Genomic DNA, 19,244 nt, shown 5'->3' with positions numbered 1-19,244 from the left:
AGAAAGGTACCTTACAAAAAACATTATAAAGGTACCTGATTAAAATGTCAACAAAAAAAGAAAGGTACCTTCCGATACCTTCTTAAACCCGAACTGAATCCAAATGATTCGTATTATTCAAATCTAAAATATGGAACTTGCCATCTTGATATTCGACAACACTAATACTCGTATTAAGAATTCGTGTCCCTTTCGTTCTATGGTCACTCATTTTGCCACCAGAAAGCACGTATAAAAGCAGCGTCAGTGCCATGCCATGTGAAACAATCAAGACATTCCCACCTTTTTTCTCCTGCTGAATAATCGTTTCGACGCCACGTAAAACGCGCTCCTCTAATTCATAAAACGTTTCTCCGCCATTTTCCTTGGCATCAAAAGTTGCTGGGCTAGTAAGCATTTCCGTGCGCGCTTCTTTAAAACGCACATCAAGATCACTAATATATTCCCCTTCCCAAGAACCAAAACCCATTTCTCGAAAATCGTCCATCAACTGAACAGGAATCTTCCGCGAACCAATAATATATTTTGCTGTTTCCTGCGTCCGCTTACTCGGACTCACATAAGCATTTCTAAACTTGACATCTTGCAACGCTTCGCCAACAGCAATCGCACCATTTTTCCCCTCTGTAACGAGCGGTGAATCGCCCCAGCCTTGCATCTGCCCAGATAAATTCCACTCCGTCTTACCATGTCTCACAAAATAAAACCTTAAACTTTGAGATGCCAACTAAAAATCCTCCTAGAAAAAAACATTTCGCTTCATTTTAGCACGCTTTTCTTTGATTTAAAAGTGGGGATGAGCCTTTGCATCCATTTATCTCTTTTTCTGAAGTGTCAAAATCCCTTTTTCCCAATTTGACGGCAAAAAAGCAGATGCTATAATACATCCGTCGTCTATCTTTCTTGACGAATTTTTTAAAGAAAGGAGGCTCTAGTCAAAATGTCCACTTTCTTTTCAGAGTTTATTGCTCCACTTCTTGTCGGATGCGGAATCGCTTGGTTCAAATACATGCTGGACAAGCAAAACAACAAATGAAAGCTAGGCGACAATGTCCAGCTAAATAAAAACCCCTCGCTGCTGCAACAGCGAGGGGTTTTCATTTTTCAAAATGTCCATTTCTTTGTCATTATTCTACCACCATCACACTCTTTCGTCAATCATCTACCAATCACTGATCGGTATCAAGTGGCGAAAGGTGCCCCAAAATCTCTTCCCGACGAGCTTCTAGTTTTGGCGGCAATTCCACATAAGTGCCATGTTCCACCTCAAAATCTGTTCTAAAACCAGGCCCATCAGTGGCAAGTTCAATCAAAATCCCATTCGATTCACGGAAATAAAGTGAATGGAAATAGTAGCGATCTACATAACCCGAATTCGGGTAGTTTGCATCCGAAATTCGCTCAATCCACTCCATCATCTCATCATCATTTGCAACTCGAAAAGCAACATGATGAATCCCTCCGGCGCCTAAATTATTTTCTGGAAGATCCGCACGTTCTTCTAGATGTACTTCCGCGCCAGTTCCACCTTCCCCTGTTTGGAATACCGTTACCAAATTTCCTGCATCTTGGTATTCGCCTACTTTCTTGAAACCTAGTATTTTCGTAAGCATTTGCGCAGTTCTTTCCTTCTTAAAAACAGAAATCCTAACGGGACCAAGTCCAGTGATGGCATACTCAGTTGGAACAGGACTTTCCTTCCAAGGATTCCCGCCTTGAACCCCTTCGTTTAATTCATCCGAAACAAGCCAAATCAATAAGCCATCTGGATCCTTCAACCGCATGGTCTTCCGGTTGAAACGCGTTTCAATCGGGCTATGGAAAATTTGGAATTCATCCAATCGTTTTTTCCAAAATTGAAGCGCCTCATCATTTGGAACGCGGAGGCCCAGAGCCGAAATTTGATTGCGACCTAAGCGATTACTCGCCATGTTGGGCACTTCAAAAAAAGTGACCGTCGTTCCTGGATTGCCAATTTCATCTGCATAATATAAATGATACGTATATGGATCATCTTGGTTCACTGTTTTTTTCACCAAGCGAAGTCCCAATACTTTTGTATAAAAATCAAAGTTTCTCCTTGCATTTTCAGTGAAAATCGAAACATGATGTAGTCCTTTTAATTCCATTTAAAACCCCTCCATCTTAATCCAATTTTTTGAGTAGCCTTAAAAGTTCTTTTTGTTCAGGTCTTGTTAGCCGACTAAATTGTTCCTGTTGAAAAGTTTCTTGTTTGGGAACAAATTCCTTGTAACAAGCGATTCCTTTTTCCGTTAAAACTATAAATTTTTCTCGCCCGACTTTTTCACGTTTTACAAGTTCTAATTTTTCTAATTTGACGAGCAACTGTGTGATATTCCCTTTTGTCACGACCAGTTTTTCACCAAGATCTTGTTGCGTTAATTTATTTCCAGGGCCGATTTGTGCGATGCAGTCAAACATTGCCGTCGAAATCCCAGCTTCTTTTAAGTTTTGATTGGTTTTCTTGATATTTTGATTATAGAAACGGCTCAATCTGAACCATAATAAAATACCTAATCTTTCCTCCGATTTTACCATTTTCATCGGCCTCCTTTGATTAAAGTTTAGAACTAAACTATATAAAATGCAAGCAAAATGTTTCTCACTTTTGCTTAATCATGGATAAAAGACTTGCAGCCACGCTTTTTCTTCCTTCCATGGCAAATTCAGGAATTCTAAGAATCCGCGCATGCCACATGCCATCAATCGTATAGCGAACAAATTCCGCACGTTCTTCTCCGATTTCTGGGACAAGTCGCTCAAAATCTTTCAAATAAGCATCATTCCAGTCATACCCAGTTGCTTCGCCAGACATAACTGTTCCAATCAGTGCAGCGTGAAGCCCGACTAATTTTTCATCATCAAGCTGACGCAAGTTCCCATTAATATAGGCTTCCGTAAATGGGAACGCTGAGTTCGGCTTTGCAAGTTGATACTCTTCTTGAAGAATTTTTTCATACGCATCAATCGTGTAGCTAATCAAGGAGCGCGTTAGTTCCGCTTTATTTTTAAAATAGTAAAAAATCGCGGCTTTGGTCATCCCCGTTTTCTCAGCCACTTTTGCTAAGCTATAGTTCGTCGTCCCTTCACTTTGAATGACAGAAATTGCAGATTCAATAATTTTTTCTTTTGTAGTCATCGCTGCCTCCATTGCTCTTTTTTTAAAGTTTACCGAAAAAACCACATTTTAGCAATGCTCCGACACGAAAAATTCCGGCTTGACATGTAATGCATTACATAACGTACGATAAAGAAGAAATAAATATTCTGAAGGAGTGACAATGATGGCGAAGATGAAAACTGGCTTTCCTGAAGGCTTTTTATGGGGCGGCGCAACAGCAGCGAACCAAATTGAAGGCGCTTATAACGAAGATGGCAAAGGACTAACAACTGCAGATATGGTGCGGTTTATCCCGAAATCCGAACGCAAAACGGGGGAACACGCGCTTGATGTGACGAAAAAACAAATAGAAGAAATTTTAGCAGGAAACACCCAGAATGCGCGCTTTCCGAAGCGGGAAGGCATTGATTTTTATCATCACTACAAAGAAGACATTGCCTTATTTGCCGAAATGGGATTTAAAACGTTCAGACTTTCGATTGCTTGGTCGAGAATTTTTCCAAATGGGGACGATAAAACCCCCAACGAAGCAGGACTTGCCTTCTACGACCGCGTTTTCGATGAATGTTTAAAATACGGGATTGAGCCGCTTGTGACACTTTCCCATTATGAAACGCCATTAAATTTAACACTTAACTATAACGGCTGGAGTGACCGCCGTGTGATTGATTTCTTCACGACTTATGCTGAAACAGTCTTTAGACGCTATAAAGACAAAGTCAAATACTGGCTCACTTTCAATGAAATTAATATTATCGCGATTAGCCCTTACACAGGCGGCGGAGTCTTAGTTGAAGATGCCAAAAATCGCCTAGAAGTTTGCTATCAAGCAGCGCATCATCAATTTGTGGCAAGCGCGCTTGCCACAAAACTTGCTCACGAAATCATCCCAGATGCTAAAGTAGGCTGTATGCTTGCTCGGATGGCAACTTACCCGGCAACCAACAATCCGGATGACATTTTGAAGGCACAGCATTTGAATCAAATGAATCTCTTCTTCACAGACGTTCAGGCCCGCGGAGAATATCCAAGCTACATGGAGCGCTACTTTGCGGAAAATAACATCTCGATCCAAAAAGAAGTTGGGGATGACGAAATCTTGAAAGCACACACGGTTGATTTCATTTCTTTTAGCTATTACATGTCGCTTTCAGCTTCAGCAAATCCTGATGGGAAACAAACAGGTGGCAACTTCATGGGCGGTGTCAAAAATGAATACTTAGAAACGTCCGATTGGGGCTGGCAAATTGATCCGAAAGGGTTGCGCTATACATTAAATGACTTTTATAGTCGCTATGAATTGCCGCTATTCATTGTGGAAAATGGTCTTGGTGCCTATGATACCGTTACAGCGGATGGAAAAATTCATGATGACTACCGAATTGATTATTTGCGTAAGCACATTGAACAAATGAAAGAAGCCATCAAAGACGGTGTCGATTTGATCGGTTATACAAGTTGGGGACCAATTGATTTAATCAGTGCTTCTACAAGCGAAATGTCCAAGCGTTATGGATTTATTTATGTAGACAAAGATGATGATGGTAATGGAACATTGAATCGATCCAAAAAAGACTCTTTTGATTGGTATAAAAAAGTCATCGCTACAAATGGTGAAGATTTAAGTTGAATAAATTCGGTTAATACTAAAAAAAGTTCTCCAAGCCAAAACTTGGAGAACTTTTTTCTTGCCTATTTATTTTTACGCATTTGTTGTTTCTTCGCTATCTTCTTGTTTCGCTCCCACAACTTCTGATTTCAGCTTGCGGTAACGACCAATGCCTGTCCCCGCTGGAACAAGTTTACCAAGAATAACGTTTTCTTTCAGTCCTAGAAGTTCATCGCGTTTGCCTTTAATCGCTGCGTCCGTAAGAACACGTGTTGTTTCTTGGAACGATGCAGCTGACAAGAACGAGTCAGTTTCAAGAGATGCTTTTGTGATTCCAAGCAAGACTGGACGACCTGTAGCAGGTTGGTTACCATTCATGATTGCATCACGGTTTGCCTCTGTAAACGACTGAATATCCATGAGTGTACCAGGAAGAATATCTGTATCCCCAGTATCCATGACACGGATCTTACGAAGCATTTGACGAACCATAACTTCAACGTGTTTGTCGCCAATTTCTACCCCTTGCATCCGGTAAACTTTTTGTACTTCTGCAAGCAAGTATTCTTGAACGGACAATACGTCACGTACACGAATCAATGCTTTCGGATCAATCGAACCTTCTGTAAGAGCTTCCCCGCGATCAACTACCGAACCTTCTTGCACACGTAAGCGAGCTGTATAAGGTACCGTATAGCTGCGGCGGTCATCCGTTCCTTGGATTGTAATTTCTTGACCACGGTCACGTCCTTCTTCAATCGAAACAACTTCACCAGCTACTTCTGTGATCGTTGCTTGACCTTTCGGATTCCGTGCTTCAAAAATTTCTTGGATACGTGGAAGACCTTGTGTGATATCGTCTCCGGCAACCCCACCGGTATGGAACGTACGCATTGTAAGCTGTGTTCCTGGTTCCCCGATAGATTGAGCAGCAATGATTCCCACTGCTTCTCCAACTTCAACTTCTGTTCCAGTTGCCAAGTTTTTACCGTAACATTTCTTACATACACCATGTTTCGTGTTACATGTGAAGGCAGAGCGAATTGAAACTTCTTCAATTCCTGCATCCACGATAGCTTGTGCAACAGGTTCTGTGATTAGTTCGTTTTCCTTAACAAGGATTTCTCCTGTTTCAGGATGACGAACAGTTTTACGAGCATAACGACCTTCAAGTCGTTCTTCAAGCGATTCGATGATTTCAGTACCTTCACGAATGGCTTTAATTGTTAAGCCACGATCAGTTCCACAGTCATCTTCACGAATGATAACATCTTGAGCAACATCAACAAGACGACGAGTAAGGTAACCAGAATCGGCTGTCTTAAGGGCTGTATCGGTAAGACCTTTACGAGCACCATGGGTCGAGATGAAGTATTCAAGGACTGTTAGACCTTCACGGAAGTTCGATGTGATTGGAAGTTCAACGATACGTCCAGATGGGTCAGCCATAAGTCCACGCATCCCAGCAAGCTGTGTAAAGTTCGAGATGTTACCACGAGCTCCAGAGTCTTGCATCATGAAGATTGGGTTGAGGCGTTCCAAACTATCGATTAGTTTTTCTTGAATTTCATCTTTAGCCGTGTTCCAAACACCGATAACGCGTTCGTATCTTTCTTCGTCTGTAATCAAACCACGACGGAATTGCTTCGTGATTTTTTCCACCATATCATGCGCTTCTTCAAGGATTTCTCCTTTTTCGCTAAGCGTTAAGATATCCGCAATCCCAACCGTAATCCCAGCTTTTGTTGAAATCTTAAAGCCAAGATCTTTCATGCGGTCAAGCATCTTCGACGTTTCCGTGATATGGAATCGTTTGAAGACTTCTGCGATGATGTTTCCAAGAATTTTCTTCTTGAATGGTTCAACAAGCGGTTGTTTAGCAATATGCGCTTTTACATCCGTTGTCGTATCAACGAAATACTTCTCAGGCGTTTCTATTTCCAAGTTATATTTCGTTGGTTCGTTAATATAAGGGAACGATGTTGGAAGAATTGTATTAAAGATCAATTTACCAACTGTCGTAATTAGTAGTTGCTTGCGTTGTTCGTCTGTAAAGCGTTCATTTGGAATTGAACCGGCATAAACAGCGATACGAGAGTGAAGATGCACATAGCCATTTTGATAAGCTAGGTTTGCTTCATTCAAGTCTTTGAAGATCATTCCTTCACCAACAGCATTTTCACGTTCAAGCGTCAAGTAGTAGTTTCCTAGTACCATATCTTGTGAAGGTGTAACAACTGGTTTACCATCTTTCGGGTTCAAGATATTTTGAGCTGCTAGCATCAAAATACGAGCTTCCGCTTGTGCTTCAGCAGAAAGCGGAACGTGAACCGCCATTTGGTCACCATCAAAATCGGCATTATAAGCAGTACATACAAGCGGATGAAGACGAATTGCACGTCCTTCAACAAGCGTTGGTTCGAAAGCTTGGATACCGAGTCTATGAAGTGTAGGGGCACGGTTTAGGAGAACTGGGTGTTCACGAATAACTTCTTCAAGTACATCCCAAATTTCCGGAGCCATGCGTTCAATTTTACGTTTTGCGCTCTTAATGTTGTGCGCCAAACCGCGTTCTACGAGTTCTTTCATCACAAATGGCTTAAAGAGCTCAAGTGCCATTTCTTTTGGAAGACCACATTGATACATCTTAAGGTTTGGTCCAACGACGATAACAGAACGACCAGAATAGTCAACCCGTTTTCCGAGCAAGTTTTGACGGAAACGACCTTGTTTCCCTTTCAACATATGCGAAAGTGATTTTAATGGACGATTTCCTGGTCCAGTTACTGGACGGCCACGACGACCATTGTCAATTAGTGCGTCAACTGCTTCTTGTAGCATCCGTTTTTCGTTTTGAACGATGATAGTAGGTGCTCCAAGATCAAGCAAACGTTTCAAACGATTATTCCGGTTGATAACACGGCGATACAAATCGTTCAAATCACTTGTTGCAAAACGTCCACCTTCAAGTTGTACCATTGGACGAAGTTCAGGCGGAATTACTGGAAGAACGTCAAGAATCATCCAACTTGGATCGTTTCCAGAGTTACGGAATGCTTCCATGACTTCCAAGCGACGAATCGCGCGCGTACGACGTTGTCCTTGTGCAGATTCAAGCTCTTCTTTTAATTCGTTCGTTTCTTTCTCAAGGTTAATATCCGAAAGAATTTTCTTGATCGCTTCAGCACCCATACCAGCTTGGAATGTTTGGCCATATTTGTCGCGATAAGCACGATATTCTTTTTCAGAAAGAAGTTGTTTCTTCTCAAGCGGTGTATCGCCTGGTTCTGTAACGACATAAGAAGCAAAATAAATAACTTCTTCTAAGGCACGTGGGCTCATGTCCATAACAAGACCCATACGGCTTGGAATTCCTTTGAAATACCAAATATGCGATACAGGAGCAGCAAGTTCGATGTGTCCCATACGTTCACGACGAACTTTAGATTTTGTAACTTCTACGCCACAGCGGTCACAGACAACCCCTTTATAGCGCACACGTTTATATTTCCCGCAAGAACATTCCCAGTCTTTTGTTGGGCCAAAAATCCGTTCACAGAAAAGACCGTCACGCTCAGGCTTAAGTGTACGGTAGTTGATCGTTTCTGGCTTTTTCACTTCGCCATGCGACCAAGAACGAATTTTGTCTGGAGATGCTAGCCCTATTTTCATATACTCAAAATTATTAACATCTATCAAGTGCCCTACCTCCTAATTTTGTTGGCAGTTCACTAGAAGCAGCCTCACAAGTTTTTTCCACTCATCAGTCACTACTTCTAGAAACACACCTAGTTTATCGGCAAAAACATTCGTTTTTCATTTATTTTGGAGTTTTATAATCGGGCGGGTTAATCAACCTGCTCGGTAGTTTCCTCTGGTTTTACAATATTGAAAGCATCGTTTTGACCATTAAAATCGTCTTCATCCGAATCTTGCATTTCAATTTCTTCTTCGTCAGCAGACAAGATTTTAACGTCCATTCCAAGACTTTGCAATTCTTTAATCAAGACGCGGAAGGATTCAGGCACACCTGGTTTAGGTACGCTTTCTCCCTTCACGATTGCTTCATACGTTTTAACACGTCCAACAACGTCATCTGACTTAATTGTGAGGATTTCTTGGAGTGTATAAGCGGCACCATAAGCTTCTAGTGCCCAAACTTCCATTTCCCCGAAACGTTGTCCACCAAATTGCGCTTTACCTCCGAGTGGTTGTTGCGTAACTAGCGAGTATGGTCCAGTTGAACGAGCATGAAGTTTATCATCAACCATGTGAGCCAGTTTAATCATATACATAACCCCAACAGACACACGGTTATCAAATGGTTCCCCAGTACGTCCGTCGTAAAGTACGGTCTTCGCATCACGTGCCATTCCGGCTTCTTCAACAGTGCTCCAAACGTCTTCCTCATTTGCACCATCAAATACAGGCGTTGCAACATGAATACCAAGCATACGAGCAGCCATTCCAAGGTGTAATTCGAGCACTTGCCCGATATTCATCCGAGACGGTACCCCTAGTGGGTTAAGCATGATATCAACAGGCGTTCCATCAGGAAGGAACGGCATATCTTCTTCAGGTAAGATCCGGGAAATAACCCCTTTGTTACCGTGACGACCAGCCATTTTATCTCCTTCATGAATTTTACGTTTTTGTACGATATACACACGAACAAGTTGGTTCACGCCTGGTGGTAATTCATCTCCCGCTTCACGCGTAAAGATTTTAACATCCAAGACAATTCCGCCACCGCCGTGAGGTACACGAAGTGAAGTATCGCGAACTTCACGTGCTTTCTCACCAAAAATGGCATGAAGCAAGCGTTCTTCAGCCGTAAGTTCCGTTACACCTTTTGGCGTTACTTTCCCTACGAGCAAATCATTATCTTTAACTTCTGCTCCGACACGAATAATACCGCGGTCATCAAGGTCACGAAGCGCATCTTCACCGACATTCGGGATGTCACGCGTCATTTCCTCAGGTCCGAGTTTCGTATCACGAGCTTCAGATTCAAATTCTTCAATGTGGATAGATGTATACACATCATCTTTTACGAGGCGTTCACTCATGATGATCGCATCCTCGTAGTTATAACCATCCCAAGTCATGAAGGCAACAAGAACGTTTCTTCCAAGTGCAAGTTCCCCAGAATCCATTGAAGGACCATTCCCAAGAATTTCGCCTTTTACAACACGATCTCCTTCTGAAACATTCGGACGTTGATTATAACAAGTTCCTTGGTTAGAACGAACAAATTTACGTAGCGTATACTTGTCGATTCCTCCCGTAACTTCTTTTCCGTCAACCATCGAAACGCGGCGAACCCAGATTTCTTTCGCTTCAACGTGTTCAACGATTCCGTCGTGTTTTGCTACGACAGCAGCACCGGAGTCTTTTGCAGAAACGTGTTCCATCCCTGTTCCAACAAATGGAGCTTCAGGGTGCATAAGTGGCACAGCTTGACGTTGCATGTTCGCACCCATTAAGGCACGGTTACTATCGTCATTTTCAAGGAACGGAATACATGCAGTCGCTACAGACACGACTTGTTTTGGCGATACGTCCATGTAGTCAACCCGTTCTTTTTCAACCGCTAAGTTTTCAGAACGGAAACGAGCCATGATTTCTTCTTCCGTGAAGACACCGTCATCATCAAGTTTCGAGTTTGCTTGCGCTACAACATAATTATCTTCCTCATCAGCTGTTAGATAATCAATTGTATCTGTAACTTGATGCGTCTCTGGATCAACACGGCGATATGGTGTTTCAATAAAGCCGAAACGATTTACTTTCGCATAAGAAGAAAGCGAGTTAATCAATCCGATGTTCGGACCTTCCGGTGTTTCAATTGGACACATACGACCATAATGTGAATAGTGAACGTCACGAACTTCATAGCCTGCACGTTCACGCGTCAAACCACCTGGTCCGAGCGCAGAGAGACGACGTTTATGCGTAAGCTCACTGAGTGGGTTCGATTGGTCCATGAATTGTGAAAGCTGCGAGCTTCCGAAGAATTCTTTAATTGATGCAACAACTGGACGAATATTGATTAATTGTTGCGGTGTAATTGTACTCATATCTTGAATAGACATCCGTTCACGAACAACACGTTCCATCCGTGACAAACCAATTCGGAATTGGTTTTGAAGAAGTTCTCCGACAGAACGAAGACGACGATTTCCCAAGTGGTCAATATCATCTGTTCCACCTACACCATGAAGTAAGTTAAAGAAATAACTGATTGACGAAACAATATCAGAAGGCGTAATGTGTTTTACGTTTTCATCAATGTATGCATTACCAATAATGTTGATTTCTTTTTCTTCATCTTCTGGCGCATAAATTTTAATCGATTGAACAAGTACTTCATCTTCCATAACGCCATCACGTGGGTGAAGTGTACGGAATCCAACCCCATTTTCAAGATTTGGAATGATTGCATCGAGTTTGCGACGATCTAAGATATCTCCTTTAGATGCAATGATTTCTCCTGTTTCTGGGTCAACGAGTGTCTCAGCCAATACTTGACCGAACAAACGATTTTTAAGGTGAAGTTTTTTGTTGATTTTATAACGTCCAACGCTTGCAAGATCATATCTTTTTGGATCAAAGAAACGAGAGATCAGCAAACTTCTAGCATTTTCCACAGTTGGTGGTTCACCTGGACGAAGTCGTTCATAAATTTCAAGCAACGCTTTTTCTGCATTGTCTGTATTATCTTTTTCAAGCGTATTGCGCAGATAATCATTGTCTCCGATCAGATCAATGATTTCTTGGTCGGAACCAAATCCTAGAGCGCGAAGAAGGACTGTAACTGGTAATTTACGTGTGCGGTCAATACGAACATGCACAACATCTTTTGCATCTGTTTCATACTCTAACCAAGCACCACGGTTTGGAATAACGGTCGATCCGAAACCTTTTTTACCATTTTTGTCCACTTTGTCATTAAAATAAACTCCTGGTGAACGAACTAATTGTGAAACAATAACACGTTCAGCACCGTTGATAATGAATGTTCCCATTTCAGTCATGAGCGGGAAATCACCCATGAAAACTTCCTGGTCTTTTACTTCACCAGTTTCTTTATTGATCAGGCGCAATTTCACACGAAGCGGAGCTGCGTAGTTTGCATCGCGGTTTTTAGACTCTTCAACCGAATATTTCGGTTCTCCAAGGTCATAATCAATAAATTCAAGTGAAAGATTTCCTGCAAAGTCTTCAATTGGAGAAATATCGCGGAACATTTCCCGAAGACCTTCATCTAAGAACCACTGATAAGAAGCTGTTTGAATTTCGATCAAATTCGGTAATTCAAGCACTTCACTAATCCGAGCGAAACTTCTACGCTTACGGTGTCTGCCGTATTGTACTACATGTCCTGACAAACTCTTCACCCCTCAAATTTTTTAAATTTATAAGCACACTTTCTGCTTTCAATAGAATCGCGAAACAGTGGAACCCCCCGCACCCGTCATTTAAGCAAAGAGCTTTCTACACGTGTAAAAAATACTCGCTTAAACAAACGTTCATCAAAAGTTTCCTGCTACTTGCCTTTATTCTACAAGAAAGAAAGTGGGACTTGAGCAATTAATCTAGCCTGTTTTTAGACAAAAAGAAAGCGGAATTCAACTTGCTTTGATCCTTTCCTAAAAAAGTTTCACGACAACAGCTAAATTTAAAATTTGCTTTGTCAGCTCTGAAAACCACATCCATGTCTTATTTTGCCAAAACCCTTGCAAACACTTCATTTCCCTAGCTCATTTCAGAAAAATGGGCATGCGAAAAAACAGTCTAGATTCTTTTGGCATCTTACTATGATACAACACCCCTCAAAAAAAGTCAACCCATTAGTTTACAAAAAAGAAGCCTTAAAATCAAGACTTCTTTTACGCTTTTATACTTCGATAAATATAATAACCCTTATTTTTTTTAACAACCTCTACATTCCCAAAAGTCTGCTCCATTTTGCGAGCTGCAGATGGCCCACCTTGTTTCTTTTGAATCACAATCCAAAGCTCACCAGACGGAGCCAAGCGCTCGTATGCCTCTTCTAAAATAGCATGAACTACGACTTTACCTGCTCGAATCGGCGGATTGCTCACAATCGCTGCAAAGTTTTTCACATCTACACGATCATAAACAGAGCTTTCATAAATCTGCACATTTTGAATGTTATTCAGCGCCGCATTTTCTTTTGCTAGCGCCAGTGCTCGCAAATTCACATCTACCATTTCTATTTCTCGATCCGAAAAATCTTTCGCAAGCCCGAGTCCGATCGGTCCATATCCACAACCAACATCAAGCACCTTTCCTGTAAGCTCAGGTAGTTCGAATGTTTCTATTAAAAGTCGCGAACCGAAATCCACAGTTTTTTTAGAAAACACACCTTCGTCACTAATAAACTGCAAATCAAAGCCTCGCAACTGGTAGCTAAAAGTTTGTCGGTTTGATGATAAATTTTGATCGTTTGTAAAATAATGATTATTTGTCATTCAACTACCTCCTTCACTTGTGTATTCTACCATACAAAAAGCCCGCGGCACATATTTTTTTACCACGGGCTTACTTTTTATTCAGCTACACATTTCGCAAGCGTTTCACGAATCGAGCGTTCGACATCATGATCTTGAATCCCAAGAATCGCTTTCGTATCTTCAGGATTCAAAAATAAATCTAACTCTTGAAGTTCTGCTGTTACTACCGAATGAATGCCATGCTCAGTTCCATCAGCTACCGACGCTTGATCCATCCCTTCATAGACGTCACGAACTGCATCAAGTGGTACAACGGGCACTTCCGTTTCTTGCCCTAAAGCATCAACCATGTATTTATAAAAAGTTTGATATTTCATATTTTCTCCGCAAATCGCATAAGTAGCGCGGTGTTTTTCAGCTTCAAGTGCGCCGACTGCCGCTTCCGCAACTTGTTCCACCGTCACCATCGCAGTTCCGCCTTTAAGCGCAGGGAAAACAGTTTGTCCTTTAATTTGATCGGTAAACATTTTCCAAAGCGGCATTCTGCCAGGCATTGTTCCAAAAATATAAGGCAATCGCAAACTTGAAACATTCATCGAACCCTCACCTTCAGCAAACGCTACTTGCTCTTGCAGTAAACGCGTATTTGGATAAGGTTGATCTTTCAAACCCGTTTCCGGAAAGCGTTCTGCAAACTCTGCAAAATACGAGCCGAATACTACGAAGTTTTTGACTCCAGCTTCTTTAGCCAGTCGAGCTAGGCGTTGTGTTGGGAGCACATTCGCTTCATAAAAGAATTTTTCTGCTGGCGCTTTTGGTATTATCCGTTCATCTGCACCAGCTGCATAAATAAAACCAGAAACGCCTTTAAGCATTGCTTTTATATCATCATCCGACATGGCTCCAATATCGCCAAGGGTACATTTAACTTCTTTTGGCAGCAAGCCCTCTTCAGGCATCGGTGGTAGTGCAACCGTTTCCACTTGATAGCCACGTTTTAAAAGTTCCTTCACTGTATAGTAGCCTAAAAATCCAGTGCCACCTAAAACAAATATTTTTTCCATGCTTTTTCCCTCGCTTTCAGTTGTCTAATGAAACTTAGTGAAATTAATCGCAATATTACTTTAACACGTTTCCCTTTGTTAAATGAGACAAAATGAGGTTTTTTATTATCCTGATTCCAGTTATAATAAAAAAGAGGTGATAGACATTGGAACAATCGCAAACGAATACCTATTCTAACAACTTATGGGAAACACCTATTTTCAACATTTTTAGACACTTAACCACCGGAGCCCGTAAAGATCATGAAACCGAGCGACTTCGTTTATTTGCCACAATATCAGGACATGGCACAATTAAAATCAACGGTGTGCGCTATCCCATTTCACGAGGCTCGCTTTCATGGATTTTCCCTTATCATTCAACAAGCCTAGCTGACGCAGAAAATCTTGAAGTGATCGAAATCGCTTTTCCACTCCGCGTTTTGTTGCAGATTCTTGATGGACCCGATCAAGCCCACTTGCATAAAATGATGTTTCAAAATTATTTTTCACCTGTTATCACTTATCCAGATGCCAAACAACTGGAGCAACTATTTCGCGAAGCCCTGCACGAATCAGAAGTTAAAGACCCGTTATTTGAAACCATTGTTCTCGCCAACGTTACAAAAATCATTTTGCTTTATTTACGACAAATTTATAAAGAAAAACCAAAATTTAGTACCACCACCGGCTGGAAAGCTCTAAGATACCTACACTATTATTTCAACAAACCATTAAACACCGCAAAAGTTGCCCAGCATTTCAAAATCACACCCGAAAAACTAAACCAAGAACTAAAAGAACTCACTGGGAAAAATTTATTGCAAAATCTGACTCAAATTCGGTTTAATCATGCTAGAGCGCTTATGCAGGTCACTAACTTGCCCATTAAAACCATTGCTTCTAGCGTTGGATTTTATTCGTTCCCTAGTTTTAACCGCCAATTTAAACTGCTTTATGCCGAAACACCCAAAGATTATCATCAACAAGCATCAAAAAAAGCGGAGCCAACTTTAGCTTTTCAAATTTATATTTTCATGACTGAAAACTTCAAACTTGACCTTTCGCTCGCAAAACTCGAAAAAGTATTTTTCACTTCCAAGAAAAATATCGAACAAGCACTACTTGCAACTTTCCAAATGAACGCCCGCGAACTCGCCATCTTTATCAAAATAAGTTATGCCAAAAATTTCATCCAAACAACTGCATCCAGCCTTAGCCAAATTTCAGATCTCGCCGGGTTTAACTCTGTTCGCTCATTCAACCGAGCTTTTCTTGAAGAAGTCGGAATGACCCCTAGCGAATATAAAAAAAGCCTGTTAGGAAATGAATCCTAACAGGCTTTTCGTTTACTTAAAGTGAAATTATTTAGCTTCTACGCTAGCGCCAACTTCTTCAAGTTTAGCTTTGATTTCTTCAGCTTCTTCTTTAGAAGCACCTTCTTTAAGTGGTTTTGGAGCGTTGTCTACTAATTCTTTAGCTTCTTTCAAGCCAAGACCAGTGATTTCACGTACCACTTTGATAACTTTGATTTTAGAATCCCCAGCAGAAGTAAGTTCTACAGTGAATTCAGTTTGTTCTTCAGCGCCACCAGCAGCACCGCCAGCAGCTGCTACAGCTACAGGAACTGCTGCAGTTACGCCAAATTCTTCTTCGATTGCTTTTACTAAATCGTTAAGTTCTAATACAGATGCTTCTTTAACGGAAGCAATGATTTCTTCAATGTTTAAAGCCATTTTAAAATTCCTCCATTTAATGTTTTATTAGGGGCTAATTTCCCTTTAGACAAACTTAAGCTTCTTGTCCTTCTTTTTGGTCAGCTACAGCTTTCGCAGCAAGTGCGAAGTTGCGGACTGGCGCTTGTAATACGTTGCAAAGCATCGATAGCAAGCCTTCGCGAGATGGAAGTGTTGCAAGAGCTTTGACTTCGTTCACAGAAGATACTTTACCTTCGATGATACCCGCTTTGATTTCAAGTGCTTCGTGGTCTTTCGCGAAGTCATTCAAAATTTTAGCAGGAAGAACAGCGTCATCATTACTGAACGCAATAGCGTTTGGTCCAGTTAGAACTTCTTCAAGTCCTTCAAAACCTTTCGCTTCAACAGCACGGCGTACCATCGTGTTTTTGTAGACTTTGAAGTCAACACCTGCTTCACGTAATTGTTTACGTAATTCAGTAACTTCTGCTACGTTAAGTCCACGATAGTCTACAATGATTGTAGATACACTGTCTGTAAGTTTTGTTGTAATTTCTTCAACATTGTTTTTCTTAGCATCTAAGATTGCACTCATTTTTACACCTCCGTCCAAAACGATATCAGCTACATAAAAATGACCCTTGCCACCGTATCAGCAAGGGTCGAGAAAACAGCCTAAACTGTTTTTATCGTTAATCTCCTCGGCGGGCAAATTTAAACACAAACGTGTACCTGCTGTCTACGGTAAGGATATTCACTTAATAAGCCTTAGTTATTTTAACAAAAAACAACTACTACGTCAAGCTAGTATTAAAATGACGCTGGGTCTACTTGAATTCCAGGGCCAAAAGTTGTTGTTACGCTCAAATGTTTCACGTAAGTCCCTTTAGCTGCCGCTGGTTTAGCTTTTTGAAGCACATCATTTACAGTGCGGAAGTTTTCAACTAATTTATCAGTATCAAACGAAACTTTTCCGATTGCAGTGTGAATATTTCCGGCTTTATCAACACGGTATTCCACTTTACCAGCTTTGATTTCGTTTACTGCTTTTGTTACGTCCATAGTAACCGTACCAGTTTTAGGGTTTGGCATTAAGCCTTTTGGTCCAAGCACACGACCTAGTTTACCAACTTCACCCATCATGTCAGGTGTAGCTACGATTACATCAAAATCAAACCAACCTTGGTTGATTTTTTCAACATATTCAGCATCTCCAACGAAGTCAGCGCCAGCAGCCTCAGCTTCTTTTGCTTTTTCTCCTTTAGCGAATACTAAAACACGTTGAGTTTTACCAGTACCGTTTGGAAGTACTACGGCACCACGAATTTGTTGATCTGCTTTTTTAGGATCTACGCCAAGACGGAATGCTACTTCAACAGTCGCATCGAAACCGGCGAAATCAATTTCTTTAGCAAGCGCTACTGCTTCTTCAACAGAATACGCTTTTGCTGTATCTACTTTTTTCAAAGCTTCTTGATACTTTTTACCTTTCTTAGCCATTTCTTTTCCTCCTTATTGTTCAGAATTACTAAAACTTAGTCTTCTACAGTGAATCCCATAGAACGAGCAGTACCTTCAACCATACGCATTGCAGACTCAACGTTTGCAGCATTTAGATCAGGCATTTTAAGTTCAGCAATTTCTTGTACTTGAGCACGAGTCACTTTAGCAACTTTGTTACGGTTAGGTTCACCAGATCCTTTTTCCACTTTAGCAGCTTTTTTAAGCAAAACAGCAGCTGGTGGAGTCTTAGTGATGAACGTAAACGAACGGTCTTCAAATACACTGATAACAACAGGAATGATAAGACCAGCTTGATCGGCTGTACGAGCGTTAAACTCTTTACAGAAGCCCATGATGTTTACACCAGCTTGACCTAGTGCAGGTCCGACTGGAGGTGCAGGATTTGCTTTACCTGCTGGAATTTGAAGCTTCACTTCTTTGATAACTTTCTTAGCCACGAGACATACCTCCTTAAGTCCGTGCTGTGGTTATGATGGGGATTGAGATTTCCCCTCCCACGACAAAAAGTACGCGAAAACGTACTTTTACATGATACCATTATTCAAGCATGATAGCAAGGCTAGTTTTGAAATTTATATTTATCGGCTCCTCGTTTATGACGCTCCACAAAATACAGTTGATAATTCTTTAAGACATCTGCCGTGTAGTAGCCCTCGCCCTTTTTATCAATTGGAATTTCAATCAACATCTCCCCGCTTGTTTTTTCGCCAGGTTGAATTTTTTTCTTAAGTTTCCGGTTCACCCCTAAATCAGCGGATGCAAACGGATCAACCTGCCACTTCGATCCAGCACTCACAATCACAAGATCATCAATCGTCACTTTTTGCGTCACCGAACTGTTTGTTGTTTTATTTTCCGCTTCGAATGGAATAAAATATTGATTTACATAATCGTCATATTCCTTTGCATATACCTTTTTTATCCGCGGTTTTCCAATTTTATAGGTCAGTTTTCCCATCGCAACCTCCTCACCGAAATGATGTGTTGTTTCCTCAATAAAATATCCTGCCTCATTAAGCACCATATATCGCCAAATACTGCCACCAATAAAGAGAACGGCCAAAAGCGTAATACAAATTGCCCACAAAATCTTTTTCACCATCACGCTCCTTCACTTAAAACGCCATTTTTCATAACGAACGTCACGTCAGCAATTTTTTGTAAAAAAGAGGAGTCATGACTTGCCACGATAAGTGTTGTCTCTTGCTGCCTAAGTTTGAGTAGCAAATTTATCAACTCTTCAACCCCACCTTCGTCAATCGCATTCGTCGGCTCATCCAGCAAAATCACATCTGGTTTAAAAATAATCGCTTGCGCAATCCCGAGTCGCTGTTTCATTCCAAGCGAATATTTGCCAAATTTCCTTTTATCATTTGGATCAAGCCCGACAAGCTCCAACGTTTTTTTTATTTCATCACCAATTTCTCGCTTTTTTCGATCCAAAAGCGCTAAAAGTTCCAAATTTTTATAACCAGTAAATTCATTCAAAAATCCCGGGCGCTCAATTAAAATGCCCATATTTTGCGCAAATTTGCCGTTTGCAAGTTGCTCCTTTCCATCAAACAAAATCCGACCATCCGTCTTAATTAGTCCTGAAATCCCCCGAAGCAACATCGTCTTTCCCGATCCATTCTCACCACGTATGCCTGTAATTTGATTTCTACCAAAAGTCCCTGTCACCTGACTAAGAACAGTCCTCCCCTTAATAACCTTCGTCACATTCTCAAGTTGAATCAAACTTCCCATATA

At 41.1% G+C, this 19,244-nt stretch carries 17 protein-coding genes and 1 other annotated feature; of the genes, 3 read left to right on the top strand and 14 right to left on the bottom strand.

Annotation, left to right across the window (positions count from 1 at the left end; all coding sequences use genetic code 11):
* Positions 1-82 precede the first annotated feature (82 nt).
* Entirely contained in the window at positions 83-727 is a 645-nt protein-coding gene (locus HCK02_RS04095) for a histidine phosphatase family protein (protein ID WP_167628853.1), read from the bottom strand.
* A 213-nt stretch (positions 728-940) separates the two neighbouring features.
* Between HCK02_RS04095 and HCK02_RS14270 the strand changes: the two genes are divergently transcribed.
* Entirely contained in the window at positions 941-1,036 is a 96-nt protein-coding gene (locus tag HCK02_RS14270; RefSeq protein WP_115753324.1) for a type I toxin-antitoxin system Fst family toxin, read from the top strand.
* Between the two features lie 133 nt (positions 1,037-1,169).
* On the opposite strand, the gene HCK02_RS04085 is transcribed toward HCK02_RS14270, so the two are convergent.
* The 3 genes from HCK02_RS04085 to HCK02_RS04075 all read right to left on the bottom strand — a co-directional run bounded on the left by HCK02_RS04085 (position 1,170) and on the right by HCK02_RS04075 (position 3,160).
* Positions 1,170-2,129 carry a ring-cleaving dioxygenase gene (locus tag HCK02_RS04085; RefSeq protein WP_167628852.1) on the bottom strand — a complete coding sequence of 320 codons (960 nt, stop codon included), beginning with the start codon at positions 2,127-2,129 and terminating at the stop codon, positions 1,170-1,172.
* Positions 2,130-2,145: 16 nt separating this feature from the next.
* A complete protein-coding gene (locus tag HCK02_RS04080; RefSeq protein ID WP_115753326.1) occupies positions 2,146-2,559 on the bottom strand; it encodes a MarR family winged helix-turn-helix transcriptional regulator in 414 nt (137 codons plus the stop codon).
* 64 nt (positions 2,560-2,623) lie between these two features.
* Complete coding sequence (locus HCK02_RS04075; RefSeq protein WP_167628851.1) at positions 2,624-3,160, bottom strand: TetR/AcrR family transcriptional regulator; 537 nt, start codon at positions 3,158-3,160, stop codon at positions 2,624-2,626.
* A 145-nt stretch (positions 3,161-3,305) separates the two neighbouring features.
* Here HCK02_RS04075 and HCK02_RS04070 point away from each other — a divergent pair, with 145 nt between their 5' ends.
* Positions 3,306-4,772 carry a glycoside hydrolase family 1 protein gene (locus HCK02_RS04070; RefSeq protein ID WP_167628850.1) on the top strand — a complete coding sequence of 489 codons (1,467 nt, stop codon included), beginning with the start codon at positions 3,306-3,308 and terminating at the stop codon, positions 4,770-4,772.
* Between the two features lie 72 nt (positions 4,773-4,844).
* Here HCK02_RS04070 and rpoC read toward each other — a convergent pair whose 3' ends face one another.
* The 4 genes from rpoC to HCK02_RS04050 form a co-directional block, all read right to left on the bottom strand.
* Positions 4,845-8,450, bottom strand: coding sequence for a DNA-directed RNA polymerase subunit beta' (gene rpoC / locus HCK02_RS04065; protein WP_167628849.1), 3,606 nt, complete (start codon positions 8,448-8,450; stop codon positions 4,845-4,847).
* Between the two features lie 149 nt (positions 8,451-8,599).
* Complete coding sequence (rpoB, locus tag HCK02_RS04060; RefSeq protein WP_167628848.1) at positions 8,600-12,151, bottom strand: DNA-directed RNA polymerase subunit beta; 3,552 nt, start codon at positions 12,149-12,151, stop codon at positions 8,600-8,602.
* A gap of 492 nt (positions 12,152-12,643) precedes the next feature.
* The gene (locus HCK02_RS04055) at positions 12,644-13,249 is read right to left on the bottom strand and encodes a class I SAM-dependent methyltransferase (RefSeq protein ID WP_167628847.1); all 606 of its coding nucleotides are present in this window, start codon (positions 13,247-13,249) and stop codon (positions 12,644-12,646) included.
* Between the two features lie 77 nt (positions 13,250-13,326).
* Positions 13,327-14,295 carry an NAD-dependent epimerase/dehydratase family protein gene (locus HCK02_RS04050; RefSeq protein WP_167628846.1) on the bottom strand — a complete coding sequence of 323 codons (969 nt, stop codon included), beginning with the start codon at positions 14,293-14,295 and terminating at the stop codon, positions 13,327-13,329.
* A 146-nt stretch (positions 14,296-14,441) separates the two neighbouring features.
* On the opposite strand from HCK02_RS04050, the gene HCK02_RS04045 reads away from it, so the two are divergent.
* Positions 14,442-15,611, top strand: a complete 1,170-nt coding sequence (locus HCK02_RS04045; RefSeq protein WP_167628845.1) for a helix-turn-helix domain-containing protein — start codon at positions 14,442-14,444, stop codon at positions 15,609-15,611.
* Positions 15,612-15,638: 27 nt separating this feature from the next.
* Here HCK02_RS04045 and rplL read toward each other — a convergent pair whose 3' ends face one another.
* From rplL to HCK02_RS04015, 6 genes are all read right to left on the bottom strand, one after another.
* A complete protein-coding gene (gene rplL, locus HCK02_RS04040) occupies positions 15,639-16,010 on the bottom strand; it encodes a 50S ribosomal protein L7/L12 (protein WP_167628844.1) in 372 nt (123 codons plus the stop codon).
* 55 nt (positions 16,011-16,065) lie between these two features.
* The gene (gene rplJ / locus HCK02_RS04035) at positions 16,066-16,566 is read right to left on the bottom strand and encodes a 50S ribosomal protein L10 (RefSeq protein ID WP_167628843.1); all 501 of its coding nucleotides are present in this window, start codon (positions 16,564-16,566) and stop codon (positions 16,066-16,068) included.
* 25 nt (positions 16,567-16,591) lie between these two features.
* Positions 16,592-16,734: a sequence feature (ribosomal protein L10 leader region), on the bottom strand.
* A 47-nt stretch (positions 16,735-16,781) separates the two neighbouring features.
* Positions 16,782-17,471, bottom strand: a complete 690-nt coding sequence (rplA, locus tag HCK02_RS04030) for a 50S ribosomal protein L1 (RefSeq protein WP_167628842.1) — start codon at positions 17,469-17,471, stop codon at positions 16,782-16,784.
* Positions 17,472-17,506: 35 nt separating this feature from the next.
* Complete coding sequence (gene rplK / locus HCK02_RS04025) at positions 17,507-17,932, bottom strand: 50S ribosomal protein L11 (protein ID WP_036070142.1); 426 nt, start codon at positions 17,930-17,932, stop codon at positions 17,507-17,509.
* 122 nt (positions 17,933-18,054) lie between these two features.
* Complete coding sequence (locus tag HCK02_RS04020; protein ID WP_208970436.1) at positions 18,055-18,597, bottom strand: hypothetical protein; 543 nt, start codon at positions 18,595-18,597, stop codon at positions 18,055-18,057.
* Entirely contained in the window at positions 18,597-19,241 is a 645-nt protein-coding gene (locus HCK02_RS04015; protein ID WP_208970435.1) for an ATP-binding cassette domain-containing protein, read from the bottom strand. The genes HCK02_RS04020 and HCK02_RS04015 overlap by 1 nt, the downstream gene beginning before the upstream one ends.
* Between the last annotated feature and the right edge of the window lie 3 nt (positions 19,242-19,244).

This window comes from Listeria valentina, from assembly GCF_011800755.1.
Classification (GTDB): Bacteria; Bacillota; Bacilli; order Lactobacillales; family Listeriaceae; genus Listeria; species Listeria valentina.
The sequence above is the reverse complement of the archived record's forward strand: the minus strand, read 5'-3'. Positions and strand labels throughout refer to the sequence as shown.

Bases quoted from the DNA above. Each gene is read 5' to 3' on its own strand.
- HCK02_RS04050 (WP_167628846.1), bottom strand. From the start codon at position 14,295: ATGGAAAAAATATTTGTTTTAGGTGGCACTGGATTTTTAGGCTACTAT.
- HCK02_RS14270 (WP_115753324.1), top strand. From the start codon at position 941: ATGTCCACTTTCTTTTCAGAGTTTATTGCTCCACTTCTTGTCGGATGC.
- rplL (WP_167628844.1), bottom strand. From the start codon at position 16,010: ATGGCTTTAAACATTGAAGAAATCATTGCTTCCGTTAAAGAAGCATCT.
- HCK02_RS04055 (WP_167628847.1), bottom strand. From the start codon at position 13,249: ATGACAAATAATCATTATTTTACAAACGATCAAAATTTATCATCAAAC.
- HCK02_RS04075 (WP_167628851.1), bottom strand. From the start codon at position 3,160: ATGACTACAAAAGAAAAAATTATTGAATCTGCAATTTCTGTCATTCAA.
- HCK02_RS04015 (WP_208970435.1), bottom strand. From the start codon at position 19,241: ATGGGAAGTTTGATTCAACTTGAGAATGTGACGAAGGTTATTAAGGGG.
- HCK02_RS04080 (WP_115753326.1), bottom strand. From the start codon at position 2,559: ATGGTAAAATCGGAGGAAAGATTAGGTATTTTATTATGGTTCAGATTG.
- rplA (WP_167628842.1), bottom strand. From the start codon at position 17,471: ATGGCTAAGAAAGGTAAAAAGTATCAAGAAGCTTTGAAAAAAGTAGAT.
- rplJ (WP_167628843.1), bottom strand. From the start codon at position 16,566: ATGAGTGCAATCTTAGATGCTAAGAAAAACAATGTTGAAGAAATTACA.
- HCK02_RS04070 (WP_167628850.1), top strand. From the start codon at position 3,306: ATGGCGAAGATGAAAACTGGCTTTCCTGAAGGCTTTTTATGGGGCGGC.
- HCK02_RS04020 (WP_208970436.1), bottom strand. From the start codon at position 18,597: ATGGTGAAAAAGATTTTGTGGGCAATTTGTATTACGCTTTTGGCCGTT.
- HCK02_RS04085 (WP_167628852.1), bottom strand. From the start codon at position 2,129: ATGGAATTAAAAGGACTACATCATGTTTCGATTTTCACTGAAAATGCA.